This window comes from Microbacterium sp. ZXT2-5 (genome assembly GCF_055329545.1).
Genome location: NZ_JBUZWD010000001.1, coordinates 1,342,022 through 1,368,951 on the forward strand (window position 1 = coordinate 1,342,022; position 26,930 = coordinate 1,368,951).

Genomic DNA, 26,930 nt, shown 5'->3' on the forward strand with positions numbered 1-26,930 from the left:
GATCCGCGCACCCGGGCGTCGGGCGGGGTCAGCCCCCGCCTGACGGCCCGGGCGGAGCGGAAGCCGGCGCGGCACGAGCCCGGCGACCGGCAGCAAGGAGGACGACGTGGTCAGCATCGACGAGGTCGCCCGCGCGGCGGGCGTCTCGACGGCGACGGTCTCGCGCGCCCTCAGCGGGCGCGGCCACGTCTCGGCGGGCGCGAAGGCCAAGGTCGAGGCGGCCGCGAAGAGTCTCGGCTACGTCGTCTCGGCGTCGGCGTCCAGCCTCGCCTCGGGCCGCACGCGCAACATCGGCGTCCTGGTGCCGTTCCTGGACCGCTGGTTCTTCTCCACGGTGCTGAGCGGCATCGCCTCGGCCCTCATGCGACGCGGCTACGACATCACGCTGTACAGCCTCACGGCGGACCGCGACGAGCGGCACGACATCTTCGAGACCTTCCTGCGCCGCCAGCGCGTCGACGGCGTCATCGCGATCTCACTGGAGCTCGGCAAGGAGGAGACCGAGCGCCTCGTCGAGCTCGACCTGCCGGTCATCGCGATCGGCGGACCGAACCCGCTCCTGACCACGCTCACCGTCGACGACGTCGCGGTCGCGCGCCTGGCGACCGAGCACCTGCTGGCGCTCGGGCACCGCGAGATCGCGCACATCGGCGCCAGCCCCGAGTTCGACGTCGACTTCCACATCCCGACGCAGCGGCGGCAGGGCTTCGAGCAGGCGCTGGCAGATGCCGGCATCCCGGTGAAGCCGTCCCTGTACGAGCCCGCGGACTTCACGATCGAAGGCGGCTTCCGCGCCGCCAAGCAGCTGCTGGGCAAGCCCGGCGGGCGACCGACGGCGATCTTCGCGGCATCCGACGAGATGGCCATCGGGGCGCTGCTGGCCGCGCGCGACCTCGGCTACCGCGTGCCCGAGGACCTGTCGGTCATCGGCATCGACGGCCACGAGCTCGGCGAGTTCTTCCGCCTCACCACGGTCGATCAGTTCCCCCTCGGCCAGGGTGAGCGCGCCGCCGACGCGATCCTCGCCGCGCTGGAGCGGACCGAGACCGGGACCCCGGCCCACCGGCCCGGCGAGCTGCCGTACGAGCTCATCGTCCGCGGCTCGACCGCGCGCTTGGCCGGCTGACGCGGGCGACGGTCCCGGGGCGGCGCGGATAGGCTCGACGCCATGACCATCGACCTCGAGGCCCTCTACATCGACCTGCACCGGCATCCGGAACTGTCGTTCCAGGAGACGCGGACGGCCGGTGTCGTCACCCAGCACCTCGCGGACCTCGGCATCGAGTTCGAAGAGGGGATCGGCAAGACCGGCGTGGTCGCGTCGATCGTCAACGGCGACGGACCCGTCGTGTGGCTGCGCGCCGACATGGACGCCCTCCCCGTCCCCGAGCAGACCGGCCTCGAGTACGCCAGCACCGCGCGCGGAACCGACCCCGCCGGCAACGACGTTCCCGTCATGCACGCATGCGGCCACGACATGCACGTCACCGCGCTCCTCGGCGCCCTGGAGCGCCTGGTCGCCACGAAGGACGAGTGGTCGGGGACGATCGTCGCCGTCTTCCAGCCGGCCGAGGAGTACGGCGCCGGCTCACAGGCCATGATCGCCGACGGCGTACTCGACCGATTCCCGAAGCCCGACATCGTGCTCGGCCAGCACGTCACCCCGCTCCCGGCGGGCACGATCGGCGTGCGCAGCGGCACCCAGATGGCGGCATCCGACGGGCTCACCGTGACGCTCCTCGGGCGCGGCGGGCACGGATCGCGACCGCACTCGACGATCGACCCCGTCGTCATGGCGGCGGCCACGGTGATGCGCCTGCAGACGATCGTGTCGCGCGAGGTCGACCCCCGCGACGTCGCGGTGGTGACGGTGGGATCCATCCACGCGGGCCTGAAGAACAACATCATCCCCGCCGAGGCGAAGCTCGAGCTGAGTCTGCGCTACCCCGACGACGAGGCTCGCGCCCGCGTGCTCGAGAAGGTGGAGCGCGTCGTGCGCGCCGAGGCGCAGGCATCCGGTGCGGAGCAGCCGCCCACGATCGTCGTCGACCACTCGCTGCCCCCCACGATCAACGACGTGCACGCCACGGCCCGCCTCGTGCTGGCCTTCGACGCCGCGTTCGGCGAGGGCACGGTCATCGACCCGGGCATGTTCACCGGCAGCGAGGACGTCTCGTGGTTCGCGCGCGAGGCGGGCGTGCCGCTGGTGTTCTGGTTCTGGGGCGGCGTCGACCCGGCCGCGTTCGCCGCGGCGCAGGCCGCCGGCACGATCGAGCGCGACATCCCGACGAACCACTCGCCGTTCTTCGCCCCCGTGCTGCAGCCGACGCTGAGCCGCGGCGTGGAGGCGCTCGTCGTCGCCGCCCGCGAGTTCCTGGAGTCGCCCGCCCGCTGATCGAGTAACCGCGATCTCGTCGAGTGACCACGTCCTCGGCGCCGACAGCGTGGTCACTCGGCGAGGACGCGGTCACTCGGCGGCCAGAGACCCCGGCAGCTCGCGGGCATCGACCAGCCGCTGGCCCGAGACGACGCCCGGCAGCCCGCGCGGCCCGAGCCGGGTGAACACGAGCAGCACCGACGCGATGACGAACACCACTTCGACGAGCCCCCACGCCCCCGGGAGCGCCGCGAGCACGAGGTAGCCGCCGATGCCGCCGAGGAACCGCAGGAAGCGGGCGAGCCCCACCGGCAGCTCACCGCCCGTGAAGCGCAGCTGCACGGCGTGATCGCCGACGGTGCGGCCGGTGGCGAGGGTCACCACCAGCCACACCGCGATCGTCGCCGCGTTGCCCACGGCGGCGGCGGCGCCGTCGCGCACGGCCGACTGCGCGCCGAGGAGCGCGAGCGCCAGCTGCACGGCGACCACCGTCGAGAGGTTCAGCACCCAGGCGGCGACCGCGTCGCAGACCATGCCCAGGAGCCGCCGGCCCCGGGTCACCGGCTGGGGCGCGTCGGCGTCCGGGAGCCGCGCGGATCCGCGCCACCGACGGGGCACGGCGAGGGCCAGCAGCGAGCCGATCACTGCGCCGAGCGTGTTCATCAGCAGGTCGTCGACGTCGAACACGCGGTAGGCGCACGGGTACAGACCCCAGACACCGGTGAGCTGCGTGAACTCGACGAACGCCGACAGCGCGAAGCCGGCGACCAGGGCAGCGCCCACTCCGCGCCCGCCGAACACCCGGAGGATGACGCCGAGGGGCACGAAGAGCACGACGTTGAGCAGCAGCTGCCGCACGGCCGGGTCGGCGGCCGCGCCGCCGCCCCGCCGGGCGATCGCGTCGCGCAGTTCGCCGGCGAGCGTCGTGGGGTCGAGGTTGACGCCGCCGCAGCGGATCGCGTCGGGGTCGGGCAGCGGCAGCAGCGTGTACGTCCAGATCGCCATGACGTAGACGAGTGCGGCCGCCCACAGCAGGAACCTGCCGACGCCGAACCCGCCGCGCCGCCGGTAGCTCAGCGCCACGAACGGGACGAACAGCAGCACGCCGACGACCACACCGAGCGTGATCGCGAGCACGCCGAGGCGGATCTGCTCGTCCACGCATCGAGTGTCGCAGAGCGCGTCGGATGCCTCGCGGGCAGGCGTATGGATTCCGTGAGGATCGGCGGCCCGCCCCACCCGCGCGAGTAGCTTCTCCCGCTGTGACGAACGAACTCAGGGACCCGGCGGTCGACGAGCCGCCGATGGCGAAGCGCCTCATCCTGGGCGGTCCCCTGGCCTCCAGCGACTCCGAGGAGCACCTGCTCCCCAAGAAGCGGGCGCTGCCGATCTTCGCCTCCGACGCGCTGTCATCGGTGGCGTACGCGCCGCAGGAGCTGCTGCTCATCCTCCTCACCGGCGGCCTCGCCTTCCTCGCGTTCGCCCCCTGGCTCGCCGCCGCGGTCGTGCTGCTGCTGATCGTCGTCGTCGTCAGCTACCGGCAGCTCATCAAGGCGTACCCCTCCGGCGGCGGCGACTACGAGGTCGCGCGGAAGAACCTGGGCGAGGTGCCGGGTGTCGTCGTGGCCGCGGCGCTCCTGGTCGACTACGTCCTCACCGTGTCCGTCTCGGTCGCGTCGGGCGTCGACAACATCATCTCGGCGCTGCCGGGGCTCGACCCGTTCCGCGTGGAGCTGGCGGTCGGCTTCGTCATCCTCATCGTCGTCGTGAACCTCCGGGGCGTCCGCGAGGCCTCCACGGCGTTCGCCATCCCGACGTACGTGTTCATCGCCTCGGTGGGCGTCATGGTCGTCGTCGGCCTCTTCCGGACCCTGACCGGCGACGCGCCGCTGGCGGCCAGCGCGCAGTACGCCGTCGAGACGCAGAGCGTCACCCAGGCGGCGGTCATCCTCCTCGTGCTGCGGGCGTTCTCGAGCGGCTGCTCGGCGCTGACCGGCGTGGAGGCCGTCTCCAACGGCGTGCAGGCGTTCCGCAAGCCGAAGGTGCGCAACGCCCAGACGACGCTCGCGCTGATGGGCGGGATCGCGATCCTGCTGTTCTCGGGACTCACCGCCCTGGCCCTGGTGTCGGGCGTCCACTACGCCGAGGACCCCTGCGACCTCATCGGCTTCGACTGCACGGCGGGCCCGCAGCCGAGCGTCATGGCCCAGGTGTCGTCGGCCGTGTTCGGAATGAACTCGATCCCGTTCTTCGTCATCCAGGCGGCGACCGCGCTCGTCCTGCTGCTCGCCGCCAACACCGCCTTCAACGGGTTCCCGCTGCTGGGCTCGGTGCTCGCGCGCGACGGCTACGCGCCCAAGGCCCTCAACACGCGCGGCGACCGCCTGGTCTACTCCAACGGCATGATCGTCCTGGGGCTCATCGCGATCGGCGTGCTGATCGTCTACCAGGCGAACCTCACGAACCTGATCCAGCTGTACATCATCGGCGTCTTCACCTCGTTCACCCTCGGCCAGATCGGCATGATCCGGCACTGGCGCCGGGGACTGCGCGAGATCCGGGCGCTGCCGCCGGAGCGACGCGACGACAGGACGGTCCGCGACGACCTCTTCAGCTATCGCAAGGGGCTCGTCATCAACTCGGCGGGCGCCGTGATGACGGCATCCGTGCTCATCATCGTGACGATCACGAAGTTCACCCACGGGGCGTGGCTGGTCTTCCTCGCGATCCCCGTGCTGTCGTTCCTCATGATCGGCGTGCACCGCTACTACCGCGATGTCGACCACGAGATCGCCATGGACGACCGGATCCACTTCGGCTCGTCGGGCGACGTCGCGCTCATCCTCGTCAACAAGCTGCAGAAGCCGGTCGTGAAGGCCGTCGACTACGCGCTGGCCGCCAAGCACGACAAGACCTTCGCGGTGCACGTCTCTGTGACGAAGGAGGACGCGGCGGCACTCGAGCAGGAGTGGCGGGAGCATCGGATGCCGATCCCGCTGAAGATCATCGAGTCGCCGTACCGCACCTACGCGAGCCCGATCGCCGAGTTCGTCAAGAAGTACCGCGAGCAGCACGGGTCGTCCGTGGTCACCGTCTACCTGCCGCAGTACATCGTCGGGCACTGGTGGGAGACGCTGTTGCACAACCGCCGCGCCCGTCGCATCGCCCAGCAGCTCATGCTGGTCCACGGCGTCTCGATCACGCTCGTGCCGTGGCTGCTGGACTCGTCCGAGCTGATCTACGGCCGGCGCTCCCGCGCGCTTCCCGGCGACGACCGCGCGGGCCGGGGCAGCGCGTAGCCTTGAAGGGTGACCATCCCCGCATCTGCACCCTCGCCGGCTGCGCTCCTGGATGCCGAAGCCGTCCGCGCGGACTTCCCCATCCTCGGCGAGCGCGTCAACGGCCAGCGCCTGGTGTATCTCGACTCGGGTGCGACGAGCCAGAAGCCGCAGGCGGTCATCGATGCGGAGGTCGGCTTCCTCACGCGGTCCAACTCGGCCGTGCACCGCGGCGCCCACACCCTCGCCGCCGAGGCGACCGAGCTCTTCGAGGACGCCCGCGCCACCGTCGCCGGCTTCGTCGGCGCGCGGCCGGAGCAGCTCGTCTGGACGAGCGGCGCCACCGCCGGCCTCAACTTCGCCGCCTACGCCATCGGCAACGCCTCGCTCGGCCGCGGGGCGCCCGAGAGCGCCCGCTTCGCGTTGCGCCCCGGCGATGAGATCGTCGTGACCGAGGCCGAGCACCACGCCAACCTGATCCCGTGGCAGGAGCTCGCCGCGCGCACCGGCGCTGTGCTCCGCCACATCTCCGTGCGCGACGACGGGACGCTCGACACGGATGCCGCGGCCGCCGTCATCGGCGGGCGGACGCGAGTCGTCGCCTTCACGCACGTCTCCAACGTGCTCGGCATCGTCAACCCCGTCGACGAGCTCGTCGCCCTCGCGCGGGAGGCCGGCGCGCTCACCGTCCTCGACGCATGCCAGTCCGCACCCCACCTGCCGCTGGACCTGGTCGCGCGCGGCGTCGACCTCGCGGTCTTCTCGGGCCACAAGATGCTCGGACCCTACGGCGTCGGCGGGCTGTACGGGCGCTCCGAGGTGCTCGGGGCGCTGCCGCCCTTCCTCACCGGCGGGTCGATGATCACCACCGTCACCCTCGACGAGGCGGACTACCTGCCGCCCCCGCAGCGGTTCGAGGCCGGCACGCAGCCGGTGTCGCAGGCGATCGGCCTCGCCGCCGCCGTCCGCTACCTGCAGGCCATCGGCATGGACGCCGCCCACGCGCACGAGAAGGCCCTCGAGGCCCGCATGGCCGAGGGACTCCGCTCGATCCCGGGCGTGCGGCTCCTCGGCGACGCACCGGACGCGGAGCGGGTCGGACTGTGGTCGTTCGACGTCGACGGCGTGCACGCGCACGACGTGGGCCAGTTCCTCGACGCGCGCGGCGTCGCCGTGCGGGTCGGCCACCACTGCGCGCAGCCGCTGCACCGCCGCTTCGGCCTCACCGCCTCGGTGCGCGCCTCCACCGCCGTGTACAACACCGCCGACGACGTCGACGTGTTCCTCGACGCGCTGTCGGGCGTGCGCTCGTTCTTCGGAGCCGGCTCATGAGCGGGCTCGAGTCGCTGTACCAGGAGCTGATCCTCGACCACTCCAAGCGACCGCACGGCAAGGGCCTGGGCGACGAGACCGGGCGGGTCGCCTCGTCGTACCAGCGCAACCCCATCTGCGGCGATGAGATCACGCTGCGGGTCCGCCTGTCCGACGACGGCACCACGGTCGACGAGGTGACGTGGGACGGCGCCGGCTGCTCCATCTCACAGGCGTCGGCGTCGATGCTCGCCGCGCTGGTCGAGGAGGAGGGACGGATGCCGCGGGCCGAGGCATCCGCTCTCATCGACGGCTTCCGCGAGGCGCTGCGCTCCCGCGGCGAGATCGCGCTCGACGAGGAGGTCTTCGGCGACGCCGCCGCCCTGTCGGGCGTCTCGAAGTTCACGGCGCGCGTCAAGTGCGCGATGCTCGCGTGGGTCGCGTTCGAGGACGCCGTCTCGCGCGCCTGACCCCTGGTGGCGCCGCGCGCGTGGTGCAAGACTTCGCACAGCCGCGTCTGCGGAGGGGTGGGCGCGGGACGGGACGAGGGAGGAAGTCCATGCGCAAGCCACTTTTCATCGGACTGGTGACGGGTCTGGCCGCGACGCTGGTGTTCGCGGGCGCCGCGCAGGCGGAGGACGGCGGGAGGCCGTTCACGGTTCCGCTGTCGGGTGCTGCCGAGGTGCCGGGGCCGGGTGATCCCGATGCGAGCGGAACGGCGTCGCTGCGGCTCAACCCGGGGCAGGGAGAGGTCTGCCTCGACATCGACTGGGCCGACGTCGACGGCACCGTCTTCGCCGGGCACATCCACGTGGGCACGGCGGATGCGGCAGGACCCGTGGTCGTCTCGCTGTTCTCCGGCGCGTTCACCGGCACCGACAGCGTCAGCGGCTGCGTGGCCGCCGACCGCGAGCTGATCCTCGCCATCATGCGCGATCCCGACAACTACTACGTCAACGTCCACAGCCTGCCCAGCTTCCCCGCCGGCGCCGTCCGCGGCCAGCTGGGGTAGCTCCCGGGCGGCCGATGGCGTGGGGCGGATGCCACCGCCCCACGCGCCGCGACCTGGGGACCTGCGACCCCCGCGGCATCGCGGTCCCCGCGGTGGCGTTCGGATTCCGTGAGGACACCGGTCGTGGCACGGCTGCCGGGTCGTAGGGTGGCGGCATGGAGCGCGGCGGCGACGGGGTGCAGTCCCGAGAGGAGCCTGACGTCGGCGAGCCGCACGCCCGCGGCGACCGGTTCACGCTGCCCCGCGTGAGCGGCGGGGTCCTGGGCCGGCGGCGCCGGCTGCTCGGCTTCGGCCTGGCGCTCGTGGGCGGGCCGCTGCTGACGTGGTTCCTGGTGGGCATCCGCAGCGACGAGACCATCACCAGCGACGTGCTGGCATACCAGCTGCTGGTCGTGCTGGTCTCGCTCGTCGGCGGGATCTGGCCGGCGGTGTTCGCGGCCGTGATGTCGGCGCTGACCCTCAACTACTTCTTCGTCGAGCCGTACTACACCGCCTCGATCGCCGACCCCCGGAACGTCTGGGCGCTCGTGCTGTACGTCGTGATCGCGGTGCTCGTGAGCTTCGTCGTCGACCGGGCCGCTCGCGCGGCGCGGGCGGCGCACCGCGCGGAAGCGGAGGCGGAGCTGCTCGCGACCGTCGCCGGCAGCGTGCTGCGCGGCGACTCCGGGGTGCTCGCGCTCATCAGCCGCACCCGGGAGTCCCTCGGCCTCGCCGGCGTGCGCCTCGTCGACGCCGACGGCACCGTGCTCGCCACCGACGGCGAGCCGGTGCGCGACGGCCGCTTCGACGCGGTCACGGTCGGCCGGCGCAACGGCGGGCCGCCCGCGATGCTCGAGCTGCACGGCCACGTCCTCGACGCCTCGGAGCGACGCCTCATCGACGCGGTCAGGGCGCAGCTCTCGGCCGCCCTCGAGCACACCGACCTCACCCGCACGGCGCGGGAGGCCGATGCGCTGGCCGAGACCGACCAGGTGCGCAGCGCGCTGCTCTCGGCCGTGAGCCACGACCTGCGGCGTCCCCTCTCCGCCGCGGTCGCCGCCGTCGGCGGACTCCGCGCGGCGGGGGCGAACCTGTCGGCCGATGACCGCGACGAGCTGATCGCGACGGCCGACGAATCCCTCGCGACGCTGTCGGCCCTGGTCACCGACCTCCTCGACGTGAGCCGGGTGCAGGCGGGGGTGCTCGCCGTGTCGCTGCAGCAGGTGGACAGCGCCGAGATCGTGCTCGCCGCCCTCGACGAGCTGAACGGGGGGCCCGAGCGGTTCGACCTCGCCCTGGACCCGGACCTGCCGCCCCTGAGGGCTGATCCCGTGCTGCTGCAGCGGGTGCTGGTGAACGTGCTCGCCAACGCCGCCCGCCATGCGCCCGCCGGCTCGCTCGTGCGCGTGTCGTCGCGACGCTTCGGCCGGACCGCCGAGATCCGCGTCCTCGACCACGGCGCCGGCATCCCTCCGGAGCGCCGCGACGACATGTTCACGCCGTTCCAGCGCCTCGGCGACACCGACAACACCGCCGGCCTCGGCCTCGGACTGGCGCTGTCGAAGGGATTCGCGGAGGGCATGGGCGGTACGCTCGCGCCGGAGGACACCCCCGGGGGCGGCCTCACGATGGTCATCTCGCTCCCCGTGGCCGACGATCACGTCCCGGAAGGAGCCGCTGCGTGAAGGTCCTCATCGCCGACGACGACCCCCAGCTGGTGAGGGCGCTGCGGATCACCCTCGCCGCGCACGGCTACGAGGTCATCGCCGCGCCCGACGGCGCTGCCGCGATCGCGCTGGCTGCGAAGGAGCATCCCGACATCGTGATGGTGGACCTCGGGATGCCGCGCCTCGACGGCGTGCAGGTGATCCAGGCGCTGCGGGGCTGGACTGCGGCCCCGATCATCGTGGTGTCCGGCCGGACCGGCTCCGGCGACAAGGTCGACGCACTCGATGCCGGAGCCGACGACTACGTCACCAAGCCGTTCCAGGTCGACGAGCTGCTGGCGCGACTGCGGGCGCTCTCGCGACGCGCGGGCGCGGCATCCGGTGCCCCCGTCGTCACGTTCGGGGACGTCGTGGTCGACCTCTCCACCAAGTCGGTGACCCGCTCCGGCGAGCGTGTGCACCTCACCCCCACGGAGTGGCGGATCCTCGAGTTCCTCGTGCGCAACCCCGGGTCGCTCGTGACGCGGCAGACGCTCCTCAAGGACATCTGGGGCACCGAGCAGGTCGCCGACACCGGCTATCTGCGCCTGTACATGTCGCAGCTGCGCAAGAAGCTCGAGGCCGACCCCGGCCACCCCGCGCACCTGCTCACCGAGTCGGGCATGGGCTACCGGCTGCTCGCCGACCCGGCCTGAGCCCTCGCGTCGACGACCGACGGCTTATTCGGGTTTGGGGCGCACCGCGGACGGTCGGGGCGTGCCGCGCGCGCCCCGAACGGTCGCGCGGCGCCCCAAACCCCGGAGACTTCGCGTCAAGCGGCGGGGCGCCTGGTCAGCCGAGGCCCTGGCGCTCGGCGCGGGCATCGGGCGCGGCATCCCCCGACACCGGCTTCGACGAGAGGCCGACGGAGCCTCCCGACGCCCCACCCGAAAGGGCGGCCGAGACCGCGACCGACTCGTCGACGTCGGGGTACTGCGGACGCAGCTGCACCGCGTGCGGCTCCCGCTTGTCGCGCTTGGCCTTGCGTGCGGAGTAGGCGAGGTTGAGGGCCTCGACGAAGATCGCGAAGGCCATCGGGCCGTAGATGAAGGCCTTGTCGATCTTGATCTCGAAGCCCTCCGCCACGAGGAAGACGCCGATGAGCAGCAGGAACGACAGCGCGAGCATCTTCACCGTGGGGTGCTTGTTGACGAACGCGAAGATGAAGCGCGAGGCGAACAGCATGATGCCGAACGACAGCACGACGACGGTGATGATCACGACGAGGTTCTCGGTCATGCCGACCGCGGTGATCACGGAGTCCAGCGAGAAGACGAGGTCGAGCAGCAGGATCTGCAGCAGCACCGACCCGAACGTGATCGTCTTGCGTCCGACGCCGCCGTGCTCCTCCTCGGCGCCCTCCAGCTTGTGGTGGATCTCGGTGACCGCCTTGTAGACGAGGAAGAGGCCACCGGCGATGAGGATGAGGTCCTTCCACGAGAAGCCCATCTCGCCGACGAAGAACACGTCGTTCTTCAGCGTGATGATCCACCCGGCGAACAGCACCAGGATCACGCGCATCACCATCGCCAGGGTCAGGCCGAGGTTGCGCGCCTTCGCCTGCTGCTCCTTGGGCAGCTTGGACGCGAGGATCGAGATGAAGATGACGTTGTCGACGCCGAGGACGATCTCGAGCACGAACAGCGTGATGAACACGGCGATGAGATCGGGCGTGAATGCGAAGGAGAAGTCCACGTCACGATCGTAGGCGGCGGTGACCGACATCCCGGCCGAACTCGGCCGGACGACGGAGCGGGACGGATGCCGCGGCATCCGTCCCGCCCGTCCGCGGGTGGGTCAGACCCCGGCGAGCACGCCCTCGAGACGGGCGTAGCTGGCCTCCATGCCGTCGGTCATGCCGGTGGCGAGCACCATGTCGCGGGTCTGCGAGTCCGGATACTCGATGAGGACCGTGATGAGGGTCACGCCGTCCTCCTCCTCGAGGGTCAGGTCGTTGAGCGTCGACGGGTAGTCCGTCCCCGTCATGTGCTCGGTCGTGACCGCGCGGCGCGGCGGCTCCGACAGGAGGGTCTCGCCGTCGAACCCGAAGCGCTCGCCCGGAGCGCCCTCGACGGGCTCCCACTCGTAGCGGTAGCGTCCGCCGACCGACGGGTCGACCTCGCACACCGACATGCGCCACCCGTCGGGGCCGAGCATCCACTTCTGGAGCAGCTCGGGCTCCTGGTGCGCGCGCCACACCAGGTCGATCGGGCCCTCGATGAGACGCGTGATGCGCACGTGGGTGTCGTCGAGGATCTCGGTCTGCGTGCCCTTGCCGGCCGCGTACTCGCGCAGGCCCGCGAGCACCTTGTCGAGCTGGTTGATCGCCATCGTCGAGCCCTCGACCGCGCCCATCGCGACCACCTGCTCCAGCGCCTGCGCCGAGTCGAAGTGGGTGGTGTTCACCAGCCGGGAGCCGGTGGGCGTCTGCTCGAACGTGAACACCATGCGGGAGGTCGGCATCTCGGCCAGCACCTCGCCCTGCTCATCGGCGAACGAGTCGAGCGCCGAGAACGTGCGGGGCCCGTCGATCTCGAGGAACTCCCACACCCCGTGGAACTGCTCGCCCTTGGGGCTGGTCATGTGGTACCGGGCCCGGCCCCCGGCGGTGAGGTCGAACTCGGTGAAGGTGGCGGGGTACCCGGGCGGGCCCCAGAACCGCTCGAGCTGGCGCGGATCGGTGAAGGCGCTCCACAGCCGGTCGACGGGAGCCGCGAAGTCGGCCGTCAGCGTCATGGTGAGCGCTTCGGCGTCGGTGGTGACATCGGTGACGGGCATCGTCATTCTCCTTCGTTGCTGGGGTCGTTCTTCTTCGTGCGTTCTTCGGTGGTGCGCGGGGCGCCGGCGGGGCCGACAGGGCCGGCAGGTTCTGCCAGCAGGGCGTCGAGCCGGTCGATGCGAGCGCGCCACAGGTCCTCGTAGCGGGCCAGCAGTGCGCGGGCGCGGGCGATCATCGTGGGATCCGCCCGGACGAGGCGCTCGCGCCCCTCGGCCCGCTTGACGATGAGCCCCGCGGCCTCGAGCACGCCGACGTGCTTCTGCACGGCCGCGAAGGACATGTCGTACTCGCGTGCCAGCGCCGAGACGGAGTGCTCGCCGTCGATCGTGCGACGCAGGATGTCGCGCCTCGTGGCCGCGGCCAGCGCGTGGAACACGCGGTCGATCTCGTCATCGCTGAGCTCAATTCCTACAACCATTTGGTTGTAGGTTACGGTGGGGCGCGGCATCCGTCAACCCCTTTCTCGAACGCGACCCCCGCGATCGACCGGCATCCGTCACCCCGTGTTGCGCCGAACTAGACTGGACCGGTCCGGCATCCCCCGAATCCTGGAGTTGAGCCGCGTGACCACCCCCTCCCAGGCCGCTGTCGCCGACACCGTCGAGAACGCCGCCACCACTCCGGAGAAGGAGCAGCCGTACGCGGCGCTCGGCCTCAAGGACGACGAGTACGCGCAGATCCGCGAGATCCTCGGCCGCCGCCCCACGTCGGGCGAGCTGGCGATGTACTCCGTGATGTGGTCGGAGCACTGCTCCTACAAGTCCTCGAAGATCTACCTGCGCCAGTTCGGCCAGAAGGTCTCGGACGAGATGAAGGAACGGCTCATGGTCGGCATGGGCCAGAACGCCGGCGTCGTCGACATCGGCGAGGGCTGGGCGGTCACCTTCAAGGTCGAATCGCACAACCACCCGAGCTACATCGAGCCCTTCCAGGGCGCCGCGACCGGCGTCGGCGGCATCGTGCGCGACATCATCTCGATGGGCGCGCGCCCGGTCGCCGTGATGGACCAGCTGCGCTTCGGCGCCATCGACAACCCCGACACCGCGCGCGTGGTGCACGGCGTCGTCTCCGGCATCTCGTTCTACGGCAACTGCCTCGGTCTGCCCAACATCGGCGGCGAGACCGTGTTCGACGCGGTCTACCAGGGCAACCCGCTCGTCAACGCCCTCGCGGTGGGTGTGCTCCGCCACGAGGACCTCAAGCTCGCCAACGCGTCCGGCGCCGGCAACAAGGTCGTGCTCTTCGGCGCCCGCACCGGCGGCGACGGCATCGGCGGGGCATCCATCCTCGCCTCCGACACCTTCGCCGACGGCGGTCCCACCAAGCGCCCCGCGGTGCAGGTCGGCGACCCGTTCGCCGAGAAGGTGCTCATCGAGTGCTGCCTCGAGCTGTACCAGGGCGAGCTCGTCGAGGCCATCCAGGACCTCGGCGCCGCCGGCATCTCGTGCGCGACGTCGGAGCTCGCCGCCAACGGCGGCTCGGGCATGCGCGTCGACCTCGAGAAGGTGCTGCTGCGCGACCCCACGCTCACGCCCGAGGAGATCCTCATGAGCGAGAGCCAGGAGCGCATGATGGCGATCGTCTCGCCGGAGAAGCTCGACGCGTTCCTCGCCGTCACGGCCAAGTGGGACGTCGAGACGTCGGTGCTCGGCGAGGTGACCGGCGACGGACGCCTGCAGATCTTCTGGCACGGCGAGCAGATCGTCGACGTCGACCCGTCGACCGTCGCGGTGGACGGCCCGGTGTACGAGCGTCCCGTGGCCTATCCGACCTGGATCGATGCGCTCCGCGACGACTCCGCCTCCGCGCTGCCGCGCTCGAGCGACGCCGACACGCTGCGCGAGCAGTTCACGACCCTCGTCGCGAGCCCCAACCTCGCCGACACGTCGTGGGTGACCAACCAGTACGACTACTACGTCATGGGCAACACGGCGCTGTCGTTCCCCGACGACGCGGGGATGATCCGCGTCGACGAGCACTCCGGCCTCGGCTTCGCGATCGCGACCGACTGCAACGGGCGCTACTGCCAGCTCGACCCGTACCAGGGCGCGAAGCTCGCCCTCGCCGAGGCGTACCGCAACGTCGCCGTCACGGGCGCGCAGCCCACCGCGGTGACCGACTGCCTCAACTTCGGAAGCCCCGAGAACCCCGAGGTCATGTGGCAGTTCTCGCAGTCGGTCGAGGGCTTGTCCGACGGATGCCTCGAACTCGGCGTCCCCGTCACGGGCGGCAACGTCTCGTTCTACAACCAGACCGGCGACCAGCCGATCTTCCCGACCCCCGTCGTGGGCGTGCTCGGGATCATCGACGACGTCGCGCGCCGCATCCCGTCGGGGTGGCAGGACGCCGGCGAGAACATCTACCTGCTCGGCGTCACCGCCACCGAGCTCTCGGGCTCGCAGTGGGCCGGGACCATCCACGGCCACCTCGGCGGTCGCCCGCCGGCCGTCGACCTCGCGCAGGAGAAGAAGCTCGCCGACCTGCTCCACGCGGCCGGGCAGCAGTCGCTCGTCTCGTCGGCGCACGACCTGTCGTCGGGCGGCCTCGCGCAGGCCCTCGCCGAGGCCGTCATGCGCTTCGGCGTCGGCGCGCGCGTGTGGCTGAACGAGATCCAGGAGCGCGACGGGGTGGATGCCGCGACCGCGCTCTTCTCGGAGTCGACCGGCCGCGTCATCGTGAGCGTGCCGCGCGAGGACGACGTGAAGTTCCGCGGGCTCTGCGAGGGCCGCGGCTACCCGGTGCTGCGCATCGGCGTGACCGACTCCGCGGCCGACGGCGACGAGCCGGCGCTCGAGGTGCAGGGCCTGTTCACGGTGCCTCTGGCCGAGCTGCGGGGCCTGTCGACCTCGACCCTCCCCGACGCCTTCGGCCCGATCGTCACCGAGCGCACGGCCTGACCGGGCTGAACTCCACCCCAACTCCCCGGTTTGGGGCGCACCGCGTGCGTTCGGGGCGCGCCGGACGCGCCCCGAACGGACGGGATGCGCCCCGAACGCGACGCGTCTCACCCTGAACCCACAAGTAGGATGAGTCGCATGGCGGCGGACGACGACGAGTACAGCGGTTTCAACGACACGCGGCAGCGTCGCGTCAAGATCATCGCGTGGGTGACGATCGTCGCCCTCATCCTCGTCGGCGGCGGCGCCACCGTCTTCGCCCTGCTCTTCGGCTGACGGAGCGCCCGACCGCGCACAGCAGACTCCCGGCGACGACCGCGCTATATCGCGACTAGCATGGCACCGTGGAGACGATCCTCCTCGTCATGTCGTCCTGGTGGTGGGTCGCCCCGGCAGCCGCAGGCGCCGGAGCGGCGACATACGCCGGGTTGACGACGCGCACCCGTCGCGCGCGTCGTCTCGAACTCGACGCCGCGCGGCACGAGGAGTCGCAGGCCTACCGGGCGCTCGTCGCGGCGAAGGCGCGCGTGCGGACCGCTCAGGCCGAGGCGCTCACGACGAAGTCCGCCGGCCCGGTGCGCGCGTACGACGCCCGGCGCGCGCTGCAGGCCGCGAAGCAGGCGGAGAGAAACGCGTCGCTCGAGCTGCGGGCGAGCCGGTCCCGCGTGAAGGCGGGCTACTCGCAGTATCGGGCCGCCGCCGCGCACGACCCGCTGCCGATCGAGCGGCTGTGCGCCGTGCACGACGCGGTCAACGCGCGCTGGCTCGCGTACGAGACCGACGTCGACAAGGCGCTGGCTCATCCGCAGATGACCGATACGCGGCATCCGGCCACCGTCGCCTTCCTCCTCGCACAGCGCGAGGCGCTCTCGAAGCGGCCGATGCTGCGCGACCGCGTGACGCCGCAGCAGTTCGCCGAGTACCGCGTCGCGGTGCGCGACCTGGAGGCCGCGTTCGACGAGGCCGAGCGCCAGGCCGGCGTGCCCGGCGCGGCGCGCGCGACGTCGCCCGCCGCGGCCACGGCCGCGAGCATCAGCGCGGCGGCCACCGCCATCGCCGAGCTGGCCGACCGGCTGCCGTCGCTGCTGGCGAAGCTCCCGCAGCCCCGGCAGGGCGAGCCGCCCGCTGGCAGGGTGCCCTGAGGAGAGAGCGGCGGTCGACGGCGGCCGTTAGCATGACAGGGTGGAGCCGTTCTTCGAGTTCCTGCGCGACTTCTGGTGGCTGGCCTTCCCAGCGTTCGGCCTTCTTGCCGCCGTCGGAAACGCGTGGGAGCAGAGCGCGAGACGCCGGCATAAGCGGCGGCTCGAGATGATGCACGCCAAGGCCGAGCTCAAGGCGGCACAGGCGGCGGCCCGCGGCAAGGCGGTGCCGGCGGCATCCCTCCCCTCCGTCACCGGTCCCACCGCCGTCGCCGAAGCGGGCCCGGCCGGCCGCGAGACCCAGGCAACCCAGCTCGAGCGGCTCTTCGCGACCCACGACTCGGTCACCTCGCGATGGCTGGAGTACGAGCTCGACGTCGCGAAGATCATCGCCTTCCCGGCGATGAGCGACGGCCGTCAACCGCTGACGGCCGCGTTCCTGCGCGCCAAGCGCATCGCCGACGGGCTGCGCCCCGCGTCGTCGAAGGCGCGGCTGACGAGAGACCAGCTCGCCGAGTACCGCAACGCCGTGGCCGACTTCGAGGTCGCCTTCGACGTCGCCGAACGCGACGCGCGGCGCCTGCGCGACTCGAGCTTCACCGAGATGGAGCGCAAGCGGCTCGACACGGCGAAGAAGCTGCTGACCGTGGCGATCGACGAGGCCGCCACTCCCGCGGAGCGCCAGCTGGCGTACCGCCGTGTGCGTGAAGAGCTCGACGGGCTCATCTCGCTCTCGGATGAGGCGATCGAGGTGCTCGAGAACAAGGTCATGCTCGAGCTCGGCCCGACGACCGCGGCGCCTGCGCCCGCGACCTCCGCTCCCGCATCCGATGCCCCGGCCTCGCCGCCGACGACGACACCGACGGCGTCGCCAGCGGCGTCACCGGCCGCCCCGGCCTCGCCGGTCGCCGAGCCGCTTCCCGCGCCCACCCCGCAGCGCCCCAGCACCACGCCGCCGGCCACGTGGCCGGTGCCCTCGCGCGGCCACGGCGACGCCCCCGGACGCGTGGTGCACCCGAAGCCGCACCGCTGAGGCTCAGCGGCCGAGCTCGGGGTGCGCGTCGATCCATGCGTCGATCCGCGCGAACCAGTCGAACAGCCAGACGGCGCGCGCGTCGATGCCCTCCGGCACGTCCGCGCGGGGGACGCGCCAGGCGCACATCGTGACGCCCTTGTCCATCGGCAGCTCCCGCCAGATGTCGCGGAGCGTCGCCAGGCGGTCGAGGCCGGTGTGGGCGATGAAGACGACGTCCGCGGTCGGCGCCGCGTCCAGCGCCGCGTGGATGCCGCCCGGCTGCGGCGCCATCACGTGGAGGAGCGCCTCGGCGCGCACGGCCAGACTCTCGCGCCCGGCATCGCGCAGCCGCTTGATGCGCGCCAGCCGGCGACCCGGGGTCACGTTGCCGCCCTCGGGGAAGATGACGAAGGAGTCGTCCGGCCCGAGATCCTCGGCCAGCTGGGCGAGCGCCCGCTCCACCTCCATCCCGCCGCCGCGGGGCGCGCGGTCGAAGCCGGTGGGCACGATGAACCGCGACGGCACGCGGTGCAGCAGGATGTCGATCGCGGGATCCCACTGCAGCGTGTACTTCAGGACGATCCGGGGGCGCCGGCCGGCCTCGTTCAACAGGGTGTGGATCAGGATGAAGGAGTCGCCCGGTCCCCCGTGCCGGCTCGCGACGACGAGCGGCGTGCCCGGCGCGAACAGGGCGTCGAAGGCGTCGGGACCGGCGGCCGCCCCGGGGATGGGGCCCGCGGCCGGGTCGCCGGTGGCGGCATCCGGCAGCGCGTCGTCGGAGCCGGTGGTCGAGATGGTCAGGCGCAGGACGCTCCCGAAGATGCGGAAGAGGACGCGCAGCCCCCACGCGCCGAGGCGATAGTGCGCGGTCACGAACCCCGGCCGTCGCAGCGCATAGCCGAAGCCCGACCCGACCCATAAGCCGAACAGCGCCACGACCATCACGGCGTCCCACAGCAGGTACACCGTGATCAGCCACAGCATGCGGGGCAGCCGGAACCGGCCGGGCACCAGCGAGGTCAGCGCCAGCCCCACGAGCAGCCACAGCGGGGTGAGCGCCAGCATGAGAACCGCCGCCACGATCACCAGCGGTGCGAGAAGGATGCGTCGCAGCCACGTCGGCGGGAGCCGCATCACGCACCGCCGGGGATGAGCCCGCCCACGCGGAGGAACTCGCGGCTCGCCTCGTAGGCGCGGTCGATCCGCCCCCGCACGGTGTCCATGCGCCGGTACGACAGGAGCGTGTCGTCGCCGTCCGTCCCGCCGCTGGGCAGCACGTGGAGGGTGACGCCCTCGGGGATGGTGGCCATGTCGCGCGCATACCGGTGCCGGCGCGCGACCTCGAAGGCCACCCGGGCCGTGTCGACGGCGGACTGGGGCGCCTCGAGCGGCGCCTCGACGCGGCCCACCTGCAGCACGAAGACGGTGCGGGCGCCCACTTCCACGGCGTGGGAGATCGGGATGGAGTTGACGATGCCGCCGTCGATGAAGTGCTCCTCGCCGATGCGGGTGGGCGGAAGCAGGCCGGGCACGGATGCCGAGGCCAGCACGGCGTCGATGAGCGGCCCGGAGTCGAACACGTGCTCGGCGGCGCGCTCGATGCTCGCGGCGACGACGCGCAGGCGCACCGGCAGGTCCTCGAACCTCGTGTCCGCCCCGAGCGCCCGCTCGAGCAGCCGCCGCAGCGGCGTCGGCGAGTTCAGATGCGTCCTCGTCCTCACGAGGCGCGTGAACTGGGCGAACAGCGAGTCCCCGTACACGGCGCTCGCCTCGGGCGACGTCCACGCGTCGAGCAGGCGCTCGATCACGGCGGGCCGCGGGTCACTGGCCACGAGCGCGCCGTTGATCGCGCCGATGGAGGTGCCGACGATGAGGTCGGGACGGATGCCGGACTCCAGCAGGGCACGCAGCATGCCGATCTGCACGGCACCCCGGACCCCGCCGCCGCCCAGGACGAACGCCACCGTCATGCCCACACCCTAGTGCGGGGCGCGGTGGCGTTCGCCCTCCGGGCGTCAGCCGGTCAGGAGGTCAATCCGGGCGTCAGCCGGTCAGGAGGTCAGGCCGTCGACCCACTCCTGGTTGTCGGCGATCCACTGCTCGACAATGGGACCGTAGTCGTCGCCGTCGTACTCGTTGAACATCGCGTCCTCGAGCGAGTACAGCAGGTCGCTGGGCATCTCGAAGTCCGAGATCCATTCGCTCACCTCGGGGAAGTCCTCGCCGAAGGCGGTCGAGGAGACCGAGTGGATGCCCTCGGCCTCGCCGAGAAGGCCCTGCGGGTCCTCGAGGTCCTTGATGGGGAACGCGCTGTACGCCCAGTGCGGGCGCCACAGCGTCACGACGATGTTCTCGCCGGCATCGGTGGCCGACTGGAGCTCCGCGAGCATCGCGGGCGTCGACGACTCGATGAGCGTCATGTCCTCCAGGCCGTAGCCCGGCACGACCTCGTCGCCGGTGATGCGCATGAGGCCGGAACCCGGCTCGATGCCGACGATCTCGTTGCCGAACTCCTCGGCGTTCGCGGCGAGCTCCTCGAGCGAGTCGATGGGCGCGTCCTCGTTCACGGCGATGGTGAGCGAGGCCTCGTCGTTCCAGACGCCGAGGTCGACGAGGTCGTCGCCGTACTGCTCCATGTAGTCCGCGTGGGTGGTGGGCAGCCAGGTGTCGAGCACGAGGTCGAAATCGCCCTGCGCCAGGCCGGCGTAGACCGGCGCGACGTCGGCGTAGGTGACCTCGACGTCATACCCCTTCTCGGTGAGGATGGCCTCCCACAGGTAGGACGCGGCGATGCCCTCGTCCCAGCCGTTGAAGACGGCGAGCTCGATCGCGCGGTCGGCGGCCTCACCCGAGCCGCCCCCGTCCGCGGCGTCGGCTCCGCTGTCTCCGGCGCAGCCGGCCAGCACGAGCGTGCTCGCGCCGAGAAGCGCTGCTCCGGCAGCGAGGTGCTTCTTCGTCATCATCATGTCGACTTCCTCTCCACTCGTGGTTGCTGTGTCACGAGTCGGTCTTGGTCTGGCGCGCGAATCTCGCGCGCCTCCGGCGGGCTGATGGTCCCGCCCGGTCGATGGGCGGACGGACGACGTCCGTCCGGGTGGGTCAGGCGGTGCCGACGGGGACGCCGGGCTCCGGCGCCGTCGCGCTCCGCGTCGCGCCGTCGTCCGACCCGGCGCCGTCCTGCGATGCCGCGGCGACACCACGGCGGCGCGTCCGGGGCCCGGTCGGCGTGGCGAAGGCGGAGGTCAGCCGATCGAGGATCATCGCGATGATCACGATCGAGATGCCCGCCTCGAACCCCAGCCCGACGTTGATGCGGCCGATGGCCCGGGTGATCTCGCCGCCCAGCCCGCCGGCTCCGACGATGCCCGCGATGACGACCATCGACAGGCTGAGCATGATGATCTGGTTGACGCCGGCCATGATGCTGGGGCGCGCGAGCGGGAGCTGGATCTGACGCAGGATGCGCGCGGGGCTTGCGCCGAAGGCGTGGCCGGCTTCGACGACCTCCTGGTCGACGCCGCGGATCCCCAGCTCCGTCAGGCGGACGCCGGGAGCCAGGGCGAACAGGATCGTCGCGATCATGCCCGGCACCGCTCCGACGCCGAAGAAGATGATGGCGGGGATGAGGTAGACGAAGGCCGGCATCGTCTGGAGGAAGTCCAGGACCGGCCGCACCGCGCGCGAGACGTGCTCGTTTCCGGCGGCCCAGATGCCCACCGGCACGCTGATCGCGGTCGCGATGGCGGATGCCACGAGCACGAGCGCGAGGGTGTCCATGGCGTTGTCCCACTGATCCACCAGCACGATGAGGAGGAGTCCCAGCGCGGTGCCGATCGCGAGCTTCGCGCCCTTGACCCAGAACGCCAGCGCGGCGAACACCGCGATGATCACCCAGAACGGAGGCGTGACGAGAAGCCACGCCAAGCCGTCGTACACGGTGCCGAGAGCGACCGCGACGGCGTCGAAGAACCAGCCGAACGTGTCGCCGAGGAAGTCCACGAAGGCCTCGATCCAGGCCCCGAGGGGCAGTCGCAGAGTCTGCATCAGCGGGCTCCCTCCGTCGTGATCGCCTCGGGGACGGCGACGCCCGCACCGGATGCCGCGTCGATGACCTCGAGGGTGTGGGTGATCTCGGCCACCGGCACGGTGGCGGGGGCCTCGATCACGGGGTTCTCGCGCGTGACGGCGGGGACGTTGCCGAGCGCCGCCAGCAGCGTCACGCGCGGGATGGTGCCGACGAGCCGGCCGCCGTCGTCGACGACGGCCACCGGGACCGGGCTCTCGACGGAACGCTCGACGACGCCGGTCAGCGCATCGTCGACGTGCACCACGGGGTGCGTGCGCGTCGCCAGCGCGCGCAGATCGGTGCGGCCGTCCTTCACCGCGCGGATGACCGCGCGGTCGGTGACGGTGCCGAGGAAGCGCCGGTTCTCGACGACCGCGACGGCGCCCACCTGCAGGTCGCGCATGACGCGCAGCGCGCCGCGGACGCCGGCGGTGACGGGGATCGTGGCGGCCGGCGGCGCCATGACGGAGCCTGCCGTCAGCACGCGGGCGCGATCGACGTCCTGCACGAACTGCGCGACGTAGTCGTTGGCCGGATCGGTGAGGATCTCCTCGGGCGTGCCGTTCTGGACGATGCGGCCATCCCTCATGACGGCGATGCGGTCGCCGAGGAACATGGCCTCGTTGAGGTCGTGGGTGATGAAGACGATGGTGCGTCCCAGCTCGCGCTGCAGCTCGACGAGCTGCTCCTGCATCTCGCGGCGGATGAGCGGGTCCAGCGCAGAGAACGCCTCGTCCATCAGCAGGATGTCGGTGCCCGAGGTGAGCGCGCGGGCGAGGCCGACGCGCTGGCGCATGCCGCCCGACAGCTCGTCCGGCATCGCCTCGGCCCGATCCTGGAGCCCGACCTTCTCGAGGATCTCGCGCGCCCGTGCACGGCGCTCGTCGCGGGGGACGCCCTGGATCTCGAGGGCATACGCGGCGTTGTCGAGCACGGAGAGGTGCGGCAGCAGCGCGAAGTGCTGGAACACCATCGACACCGACCGCTGTCGGATGGAGCGCAGCGACTTCGCAGAGGCCTTCGTGACGCTCTGGCCCTGCACCAGCACGTCGCCGGCGGTGGGCGGGAGCAGGCCGTTGAGCATGCGGATGATGGTGGACTTGCCCGAGCCGGACAGGCCCATGATCACGAAGATCTCGCCCGGCTGGACGGTGAAGCTCGCGTCGATGACCGCGGCGGAGCCGGCATCGGCCACATCGGCGCGGGTGGCCCCGGCGCGCAGCCTCCGCATCGCGTCACGGGGGTTGCGTCCGAAGACCTTGTAGAGGTTCTTCGCCTCGATGGCAGGCGGAAGTGTCACTGTGCACCTCGGCAGCTCCGGTGCAGGAAGCTGCATCGGTCGCGCCCGGGTGGCGGCCGCTCGGGCGGGCGGATGTCGGATCCGCCCCACGGCCGCCGACCGTACGCCCTCCGGTCTGACGCGCACTGGGGCATCACCGGAGACCGCGGACTGGTCGGGTAGCGGCCCGCGAAGGGCCTCATCCACCGTTTCACGGCTCACCGGTCGCTTCAAATTGGACATCGTCGCCGGGTGCTCGCTAGCCGCGCGCGCGTGATATCACCGCCACGGGCACCGGCATCCGGGTTTTGACATCCCGCGCTGTATGCTGGTTACTTAGTCAAGTAAGTAACCAATGAAGTCGAGGCAGGCGTGATTGAAGACGGACGGGCGATCTTCCTCCAGATCGCCGAGAGCGTGGAGGACTCGATCATCGACGGCAGCCTGGCCGAAGAGGCGCAGGCTCCCTCGACGAACGGGCTCGCCACGTTCTACCGCATCAACCCCGCCACCGCAGCGAAGGGGATCGCGATGCTCGCCGACAAGGGAGTGCTCTACAAACGGCGCGGCATCGGCATGTTCGTGGCACCGGGCGCGCGGGAGCTCCTCCTGCGGGAGCGCCGCGCGGCGTTCGCCGACCGGTTCGTCGACCCGCTGCTGGCCGAGGCCGGCAGGCTCGGGCTCGGCCCGGACGACCTCGCAGGACTGATCCGCGAGCGCGCCGCCGCGCAGCTCGCCACCATCACGGAAGGGACAGCACGATGACGACCGGGACGCACGTCATCGAGGTGAAGAATCTCACCAAGCGCTATCGCGACGTCGTCGCGGTGGACGACGTGAGCTTCACGATCGAGAAGGACACCATCTACGGCCTGCTCGGGCGCAACGGCGCGGGCAAGACGACGGTCATGTCGATCCTCACGGCGCAGAACTTCGCGACGTCCGGCGACGTGCGCGTGTTCGGCATGCAGCCGTACGAGAACGCCAAGGTGCTCTCGCGCATGTGCTTCGTGCGCGAGAGCCAGAAGTATCCCGACGACGCGCTGCCGCGGCACGCCTTCGAGACCGCACGCCTCTTCTTCCCGAACTGGGACCAGGAGCTGGCGGAACAGCTGGTGGACGACTTCCAGCTGCCGGTGAAGACGCGGATCAAGAAGCTCTCGCGCGGTCAGCTCTCGGCGGTCGGGGTGATCATCGGCCTCGCCTCGCGGGCCGAGATCACGTTCTTCGACGAGCCGTACCTGGGCCTGGACGCCGTCGCCCGCCAGATCTTCTACGACCGCCTCCTCGAGGACTACACCGAGCACCCGCGCACGGTGATCCTCTCGAGCCACCTGATCGACGAGGTGTCGAACCTCATCGAGCGCGTGCTGGTGATCGACCGCGGCCGGATCGTGATGGACGAGGAGACGGATGCCGTCCGCAACCGCGCCGCGAACATCGTGGGCGACGCGAGCGCTGTCGACGCGTTCGTCGCCGGGCGCCAGGTGATCCACCGCGAGAGCCTCGGGAATGTGGCATCCGTCACCGTCCTCGGCGCACTCACGCTCGCCGACCGCGAGCGGCTCGCCGCGACGGGTCTGGACGTGGCTCCGGTGTCGCTGCAGCAGCTGATCGTCCGCACCACACAGCACGCGACGTCCGGCGCCGCGGCGTCCGAGGAAGGAGCACTGCGATGAACCGCACCGTCAATGTCGTGCGCATGCAGCTGATCAACAAGCAGACCTTCGTCTGGGTCCCGTTGATCGTGCTCGGCGCGGCGTTCGCGATGTCGATCGCGATCTACGCGATCCTCAGCTCCTCGGGCCTTCCGGGCCCGTTCTACGGCGGCGGCTCGCAGGCTCCGCTGTGGGTGCTGCTGTTCGTGGGGATCGCGTCGCTGACGCTGACGTTCCCCTTCTCGCAGGCGATGAGCGTCACCAGGAGGGAGTTCTTCCTCGGCACGATGCTGGCCGCGGCGATCTGCGCCGCGCTGCTGGGCTCGGTGTTCGCCGTGGGCGGCATGATCGAGGAGGCGACGAACGGCTGGGGCCTGAACGGGTACTTCTTCGCCCTGGACTGGGTGGTCGAGGACGGCCCGCTGGGCGCGGCGTTCTTCTACTTCGTGATGGCGATGCTCATCTTCATGCTGGGCTTCTGGTCGGCGACCGTGTACAAGCGGTTCGGTCCGCTGATCCTGACGGTCATCTGGGTCGGCGTCGGCCTCGTGCTGCTGCTCGCCGTGTGGGCGATCACCCGCTTCGAGGTCTGGGGAGACGTCGTCTCGACGCTCGTGCAGCTCGGTGCCACGGGACTGGCGGCGTGGGGGCTCCTGCTCACCGTCGTGCTGGGCGGGCTGTCGTACCTCACTCTGCGTCGCACCGTCCCGTAGCAGGAGGGAGAGCGGATGCCGCCACCCGGCGTGGTCGCGCCGGGTGGCGGCGTCCGTCGTTCGCGGCGATGCGGTCAGCGGCTGTCGGCGACCTCGGTGTGGTGGCGGATCACCTCGGCCACCACGAAGTTGAACCACTTCTCGGCGAAGGCGGGGTCGAGGTCGGCCTGTTCGGCGAGGCTGCGCAGGCGCGCCACCTGCTGCTCCTCGCGCGCGGGGTCGGATGCCGGCATGCCGTGGTCGGCCTTGAGGTGACCGACCTGCTTCGTCGCCTTGAAGCGCTCCGCGAGCATGTACATCAGGGCGGCGTCGATGTTGTCGATGCTGCTGCGCAGCCGGGCCAGCGTCGCCGCGGGATCTTCGGTCATCAGGGGTCCTCCTCGCCCCTCGACGATACCCGAGGGCACCCGGCGCGCCCGCCGCCGATGACGTCACGCGATCGGCGTGAAGTCACCGTCGATCGCTCGTTCCCGCCGTCGGCGCGGGCCTAGAGTGTGACCATGACCGAGTCCTCGCCCTCTCTCGGCGCCACAGACGCCCCGGCTGCCTCCCCTGCGCCCGCCGCGGCGCAGACGGACGGCCACGCGACCCGGCGGCCCGTCACCCCCGTGTCCGCCGAGGACCAGCAGCCCGTGTTCACCGGCGAGGCCCCCGCCGGGAAGACGTTCTGGGCGAATCTCAACAGCCCGTTCACCCTCGGCCTGCTCATCACCCTCGGCGGCCTCGCCGCGCTCGCGCTGGGCCTGGCCTTCTGGAACCTGTCGACGATCATCATCTACATCGTCTTCGCCCTGTTCGCCGCCCTGGGCCTCGACCCGGTCGTGCGCTGGTTCGGCCGGCACAAGGTGTCGCGGCCGTGGGCGATCGTGATCGTCTACACCGCGTTCGCGCTGGTGCTCGCGGCGGTCCTGCTGCTGGTGGTCCCGGCGCTCGTCGGGCAGCTCACCGCGTTCTTCCAGGACCTCCCGACGACCGTCGACGACTTCCAGCAGTCCGACTTCTACGCGTGGCTCGCCACGACGTTCGGCGCGCAGGTCGGCGCGATCACCGACCAGGTCGAGCAGTTCCTCACCAATCCGGCGAACATCGCCGCGATCGGCGGCGGCGTGCTGAACTTCGCGGTCAACGTCGGGACGACGATCTCGGGCCTCATCATCGTGCTGGTACTCAGCCTCTACTTCCTCGCCGGGCTCCCGGCCATGAAGGTGGCGTTCATCCGGTTCGCGCCCGCCCGCAACCGGGCGAAGGCCGGCGTCCTCACCGAGCAGATCACCGACTCCATCGGCGGCTACCTGATGGGGATGGTGATCCTCGCCTTCTGCAACTCGGTCGTGGCGTTCCTCCTGCACGCGTTCCTGGGTCTGCCCTTCCCGGCGTTGATGGCCGTGCTGGCCTTCTGCATCACGCTCATCCCGCTCATCGGCTCCGTGCTGTACTGGATCACGGCGACGGTGATCGCGCTGTTCACCGGCTGGGTGCCGGCGCTCATCTTCGCCGTCATCTATCTCGTCTACATGCAGCTCGAGGCGTATGTGCTCACGCCGCGCGTGATGAACAGGACCATCTCGGTGCCGGGAGCGCTCGTGGTGATCGGCGCCATGGTCGGCGGCACCCTGCTGGGACTGCTGGGCGCGCTCGTGGCGATCCCGGTGACCGCGTCGATCCTGCTCATCATCAAGCAGGTGTTCATCCCCCGGCAGGACGCCAAGCTCTGACGACGG

General features: G+C 71.2%; 25 protein-coding genes and 1 pseudogene. 16 read left to right on the plus strand and 10 right to left on the minus strand.

The features are described from left to right. Positions 1-106 precede the first annotated feature (106 nt). Positions 107-1,126, plus strand: coding sequence for a LacI family DNA-binding transcriptional regulator (locus tag ACZBH1_RS05810; protein ID WP_463645794.1), 1,020 nt, complete (start codon positions 107-109; stop codon positions 1,124-1,126). Between the two features lie 42 nt (positions 1,127-1,168). Continuing rightward, entirely contained in the window at positions 1,169-2,395 is a 1,227-nt protein-coding gene (locus tag ACZBH1_RS05815) for an amidohydrolase (protein ID WP_336393935.1), read from the plus strand. Between the two features lie 72 nt (positions 2,396-2,467). On the opposite strand, the gene ACZBH1_RS05820 is transcribed toward ACZBH1_RS05815, so the two are convergent. Next, positions 2,468-3,538, minus strand: coding sequence for a VanZ family protein (locus ACZBH1_RS05820; protein WP_463645795.1), 1,071 nt, complete (start codon positions 3,536-3,538; stop codon positions 2,468-2,470). A 143-nt stretch (positions 3,539-3,681) separates the two neighbouring features. Between ACZBH1_RS05820 and ACZBH1_RS05825 the strand changes: the two genes are divergently transcribed. From ACZBH1_RS05825 to ACZBH1_RS05850, 6 genes and pseudogenes are all read left to right on the plus strand, one after another. Next, positions 3,682-5,676 carry an APC family permease gene (locus tag ACZBH1_RS05825; protein WP_463646660.1) on the plus strand — a complete coding sequence of 665 codons (1,995 nt, stop codon included), beginning with the start codon at positions 3,682-3,684 and terminating at the stop codon, positions 5,674-5,676. A gap of 9 nt (positions 5,677-5,685) precedes the next feature. Beyond that, positions 5,686-6,987, plus strand: coding sequence for a SufS family cysteine desulfurase (locus tag ACZBH1_RS05830; RefSeq protein WP_463645796.1), 1,302 nt, complete (start codon positions 5,686-5,688; stop codon positions 6,985-6,987). Next, entirely contained in the window at positions 6,984-7,436 is a 453-nt protein-coding gene (sufU, locus tag ACZBH1_RS05835; RefSeq protein ID WP_336393938.1) for a Fe-S cluster assembly sulfur transfer protein SufU, read from the plus strand. The genes ACZBH1_RS05830 and sufU overlap by 4 nt, the downstream gene beginning before the upstream one ends. 89 nt (positions 7,437-7,525) lie before the next feature. Beyond that, positions 7,526-7,978 carry a CHRD domain-containing protein gene (locus tag ACZBH1_RS05840; protein ID WP_378879421.1) on the plus strand — a complete coding sequence of 151 codons (453 nt, stop codon included), beginning with the start codon at positions 7,526-7,528 and terminating at the stop codon, positions 7,976-7,978. A 215-nt stretch (positions 7,979-8,193) separates the two neighbouring features. Continuing rightward, a pseudogene (locus ACZBH1_RS05845) lies at positions 8,194-9,642 on the plus strand (sensor histidine kinase); the annotation flags it as partial. Then, complete coding sequence (locus ACZBH1_RS05850; RefSeq protein WP_336393941.1) at positions 9,639-10,319, plus strand: response regulator; 681 nt, start codon at positions 9,639-9,641, stop codon at positions 10,317-10,319. The pseudogene ACZBH1_RS05845 and the gene ACZBH1_RS05850, both read left to right, overlap by 4 nt. Positions 10,320-10,455: 136 nt before the next feature. Here ACZBH1_RS05850 and ACZBH1_RS05855 read toward each other — a convergent pair whose 3' ends face one another. From ACZBH1_RS05855 to ACZBH1_RS05865, 3 genes are all read right to left on the minus strand, one after another. Next, a complete protein-coding gene (locus tag ACZBH1_RS05855) occupies positions 10,456-11,358 on the minus strand; it encodes a TerC family protein (protein WP_463645797.1) in 903 nt (300 codons plus the stop codon). A 102-nt stretch (positions 11,359-11,460) separates the two neighbouring features. Then, complete coding sequence (locus ACZBH1_RS05860; RefSeq protein ID WP_336393943.1) at positions 11,461-12,441, minus strand: SRPBCC family protein; 981 nt, start codon at positions 12,439-12,441, stop codon at positions 11,461-11,463. 2 nt (positions 12,442-12,443) lie between these two features. Further along, entirely contained in the window at positions 12,444-12,860 is a 417-nt protein-coding gene (locus ACZBH1_RS05865) for an ArsR/SmtB family transcription factor (RefSeq protein ID WP_463645798.1), read from the minus strand. Between the two features lie 145 nt (positions 12,861-13,005). On the opposite strand from ACZBH1_RS05865, the gene purL reads away from it, so the two are divergent. From purL to ACZBH1_RS05885, 4 genes are all read left to right on the plus strand, one after another. Then, complete coding sequence (purL, locus tag ACZBH1_RS05870) at positions 13,006-15,339, plus strand: phosphoribosylformylglycinamidine synthase subunit PurL (protein ID WP_463645799.1); 2,334 nt, start codon at positions 13,006-13,008, stop codon at positions 15,337-15,339. 138 nt (positions 15,340-15,477) lie between these two features. Continuing rightward, entirely contained in the window at positions 15,478-15,615 is a 138-nt protein-coding gene (locus tag ACZBH1_RS05875) for a hypothetical protein (RefSeq protein ID WP_192633022.1), read from the plus strand. A gap of 68 nt (positions 15,616-15,683) precedes the next feature. Continuing rightward, entirely contained in the window at positions 15,684-16,481 is a 798-nt protein-coding gene (locus tag ACZBH1_RS05880; RefSeq protein WP_336393946.1) for a hypothetical protein, read from the plus strand. A 40-nt stretch (positions 16,482-16,521) separates the two neighbouring features. Beyond that, positions 16,522-17,511, plus strand: a complete 990-nt coding sequence (locus ACZBH1_RS05885; protein WP_452323821.1) for a hypothetical protein — start codon at positions 16,522-16,524, stop codon at positions 17,509-17,511. A gap of 3 nt (positions 17,512-17,514) precedes the next feature. Here ACZBH1_RS05885 and ACZBH1_RS05890 read toward each other — a convergent pair whose 3' ends face one another. The 5 genes from ACZBH1_RS05890 to ACZBH1_RS05910 form a co-directional block, all read right to left on the minus strand. Next, positions 17,515-18,627, minus strand: a complete 1,113-nt coding sequence (locus tag ACZBH1_RS05890; protein WP_463646661.1) for a 1-acyl-sn-glycerol-3-phosphate acyltransferase — start codon at positions 18,625-18,627, stop codon at positions 17,515-17,517. After that, positions 18,627-19,463, minus strand: coding sequence for a patatin-like phospholipase family protein (locus ACZBH1_RS05895; RefSeq protein WP_452323820.1), 837 nt, complete (start codon positions 19,461-19,463; stop codon positions 18,627-18,629). The genes ACZBH1_RS05890 and ACZBH1_RS05895 overlap by 1 nt, the downstream gene beginning before the upstream one ends. Before the next feature lie 81 nt (positions 19,464-19,544). Next, a complete protein-coding gene (locus tag ACZBH1_RS05900; RefSeq protein WP_463645800.1) occupies positions 19,545-20,459 on the minus strand; it encodes a glycine betaine ABC transporter substrate-binding protein in 915 nt (304 codons plus the stop codon). A 133-nt stretch (positions 20,460-20,592) separates the two neighbouring features. Beyond that, positions 20,593-21,537, minus strand: a complete 945-nt coding sequence (locus ACZBH1_RS05905) for an ABC transporter permease (protein ID WP_378879400.1) — start codon at positions 21,535-21,537, stop codon at positions 20,593-20,595. Beyond that, the gene (locus tag ACZBH1_RS05910) at positions 21,537-22,895 is read right to left on the minus strand and encodes a quaternary amine ABC transporter ATP-binding protein (RefSeq protein ID WP_463645801.1); all 1,359 of its coding nucleotides are present in this window, start codon (positions 22,893-22,895) and stop codon (positions 21,537-21,539) included. The genes ACZBH1_RS05905 and ACZBH1_RS05910 overlap by 1 nt, the downstream gene beginning before the upstream one ends. A gap of 315 nt (positions 22,896-23,210) precedes the next feature. On the opposite strand from ACZBH1_RS05910, the gene ACZBH1_RS05915 reads away from it, so the two are divergent. The 3 genes from ACZBH1_RS05915 to ACZBH1_RS05925 are packed head-to-tail and all read left to right on the plus strand — an operon-like array spanning position 23,211 to position 25,209. Further along, on the plus strand, positions 23,211-23,603 hold the full coding sequence (locus tag ACZBH1_RS05915; RefSeq protein ID WP_336393952.1) for a GntR family transcriptional regulator: 393 nt from the start codon (positions 23,211-23,213) through the stop codon (positions 23,601-23,603). Continuing rightward, positions 23,600-24,517, plus strand: coding sequence for an ABC transporter ATP-binding protein (locus ACZBH1_RS05920; RefSeq protein ID WP_336393953.1), 918 nt, complete (start codon positions 23,600-23,602; stop codon positions 24,515-24,517). Before ACZBH1_RS05915 ends, ACZBH1_RS05920 begins: the two co-directional genes overlap by 4 nt. After that, complete coding sequence (locus tag ACZBH1_RS05925; RefSeq protein ID WP_336393954.1) at positions 24,514-25,209, plus strand: hypothetical protein; 696 nt, start codon at positions 24,514-24,516, stop codon at positions 25,207-25,209. The genes ACZBH1_RS05920 and ACZBH1_RS05925 overlap by 4 nt, the downstream gene beginning before the upstream one ends. A gap of 74 nt (positions 25,210-25,283) precedes the next feature. Here ACZBH1_RS05925 and ACZBH1_RS05930 read toward each other — a convergent pair whose 3' ends face one another. After that, positions 25,284-25,577, minus strand: coding sequence for a chorismate mutase (locus ACZBH1_RS05930; protein ID WP_336393955.1), 294 nt, complete (start codon positions 25,575-25,577; stop codon positions 25,284-25,286). Positions 25,578-25,709: 132 nt separating this feature from the next. Here ACZBH1_RS05930 and ACZBH1_RS05935 point away from each other — a divergent pair, with 132 nt between their 5' ends. Continuing rightward, positions 25,710-26,924, plus strand: a complete 1,215-nt coding sequence (locus tag ACZBH1_RS05935; protein WP_452323817.1) for an AI-2E family transporter — start codon at positions 25,710-25,712, stop codon at positions 26,922-26,924. The last annotated feature ends 6 nt before the right edge of the window (positions 26,925-26,930 follow it).

Bases quoted from the DNA above. Each gene is read 5' to 3' on its own strand.
- ACZBH1_RS05815 (WP_336393935.1), top strand. From the start codon at position 1,169: ATGACCATCGACCTCGAGGCCCTCTACATCGACCTGCACCGGCATCCG.
- ACZBH1_RS05825 (WP_463646660.1), top strand. From the start codon at position 3,682: ATGGCGAAGCGCCTCATCCTGGGCGGTCCCCTGGCCTCCAGCGACTCC.
- sufU (WP_336393938.1), top strand. From the start codon at position 6,984: ATGAGCGGGCTCGAGTCGCTGTACCAGGAGCTGATCCTCGACCACTCC.
- ACZBH1_RS05840 (WP_378879421.1), top strand. From the start codon at position 7,526: ATGCGCAAGCCACTTTTCATCGGACTGGTGACGGGTCTGGCCGCGACG.
- ACZBH1_RS05860 (WP_336393943.1), bottom strand. From the start codon at position 12,441: ATGCCCGTCACCGATGTCACCACCGACGCCGAAGCGCTCACCATGACG.
- ACZBH1_RS05865 (WP_463645798.1), bottom strand. From the start codon at position 12,860: ATGGTTGTAGGAATTGAGCTCAGCGATGACGAGATCGACCGCGTGTTC.
- ACZBH1_RS05875 (WP_192633022.1), top strand. From the start codon at position 15,478: ATGGCGGCGGACGACGACGAGTACAGCGGTTTCAACGACACGCGGCAG.
- ACZBH1_RS05890 (WP_463646661.1), bottom strand. From the start codon at position 18,627: ATGCGGCTCCCGCCGACGTGGCTGCGACGCATCCTTCTCGCACCGCTG.
- ACZBH1_RS05895 (WP_452323820.1), bottom strand. From the start codon at position 19,463: ATGACGGTGGCGTTCGTCCTGGGCGGCGGCGGGGTCCGGGGTGCCGTG.
- ACZBH1_RS05900 (WP_463645800.1), bottom strand. From the start codon at position 20,459: ATGATGATGACGAAGAAGCACCTCGCTGCCGGAGCAGCGCTTCTCGGC.
- ACZBH1_RS05905 (WP_378879400.1), bottom strand. From the start codon at position 21,537: ATGCAGACTCTGCGACTGCCCCTCGGGGCCTGGATCGAGGCCTTCGTG.
- ACZBH1_RS05910 (WP_463645801.1), bottom strand. From the start codon at position 22,895: ATGCAGCTTCCTGCACCGGAGCTGCCGAGGTGCACAGTGACACTTCCG.
- ACZBH1_RS05920 (WP_336393953.1), top strand. From the start codon at position 23,600: ATGACGACCGGGACGCACGTCATCGAGGTGAAGAATCTCACCAAGCGC.
- ACZBH1_RS05925 (WP_336393954.1), top strand. From the start codon at position 24,514: ATGAACCGCACCGTCAATGTCGTGCGCATGCAGCTGATCAACAAGCAG.
- ACZBH1_RS05930 (WP_336393955.1), bottom strand. From the start codon at position 25,577: ATGACCGAAGATCCCGCGGCGACGCTGGCCCGGCTGCGCAGCAGCATC.
- ACZBH1_RS05935 (WP_452323817.1), top strand. From the start codon at position 25,710: ATGACCGAGTCCTCGCCCTCTCTCGGCGCCACAGACGCCCCGGCTGCC.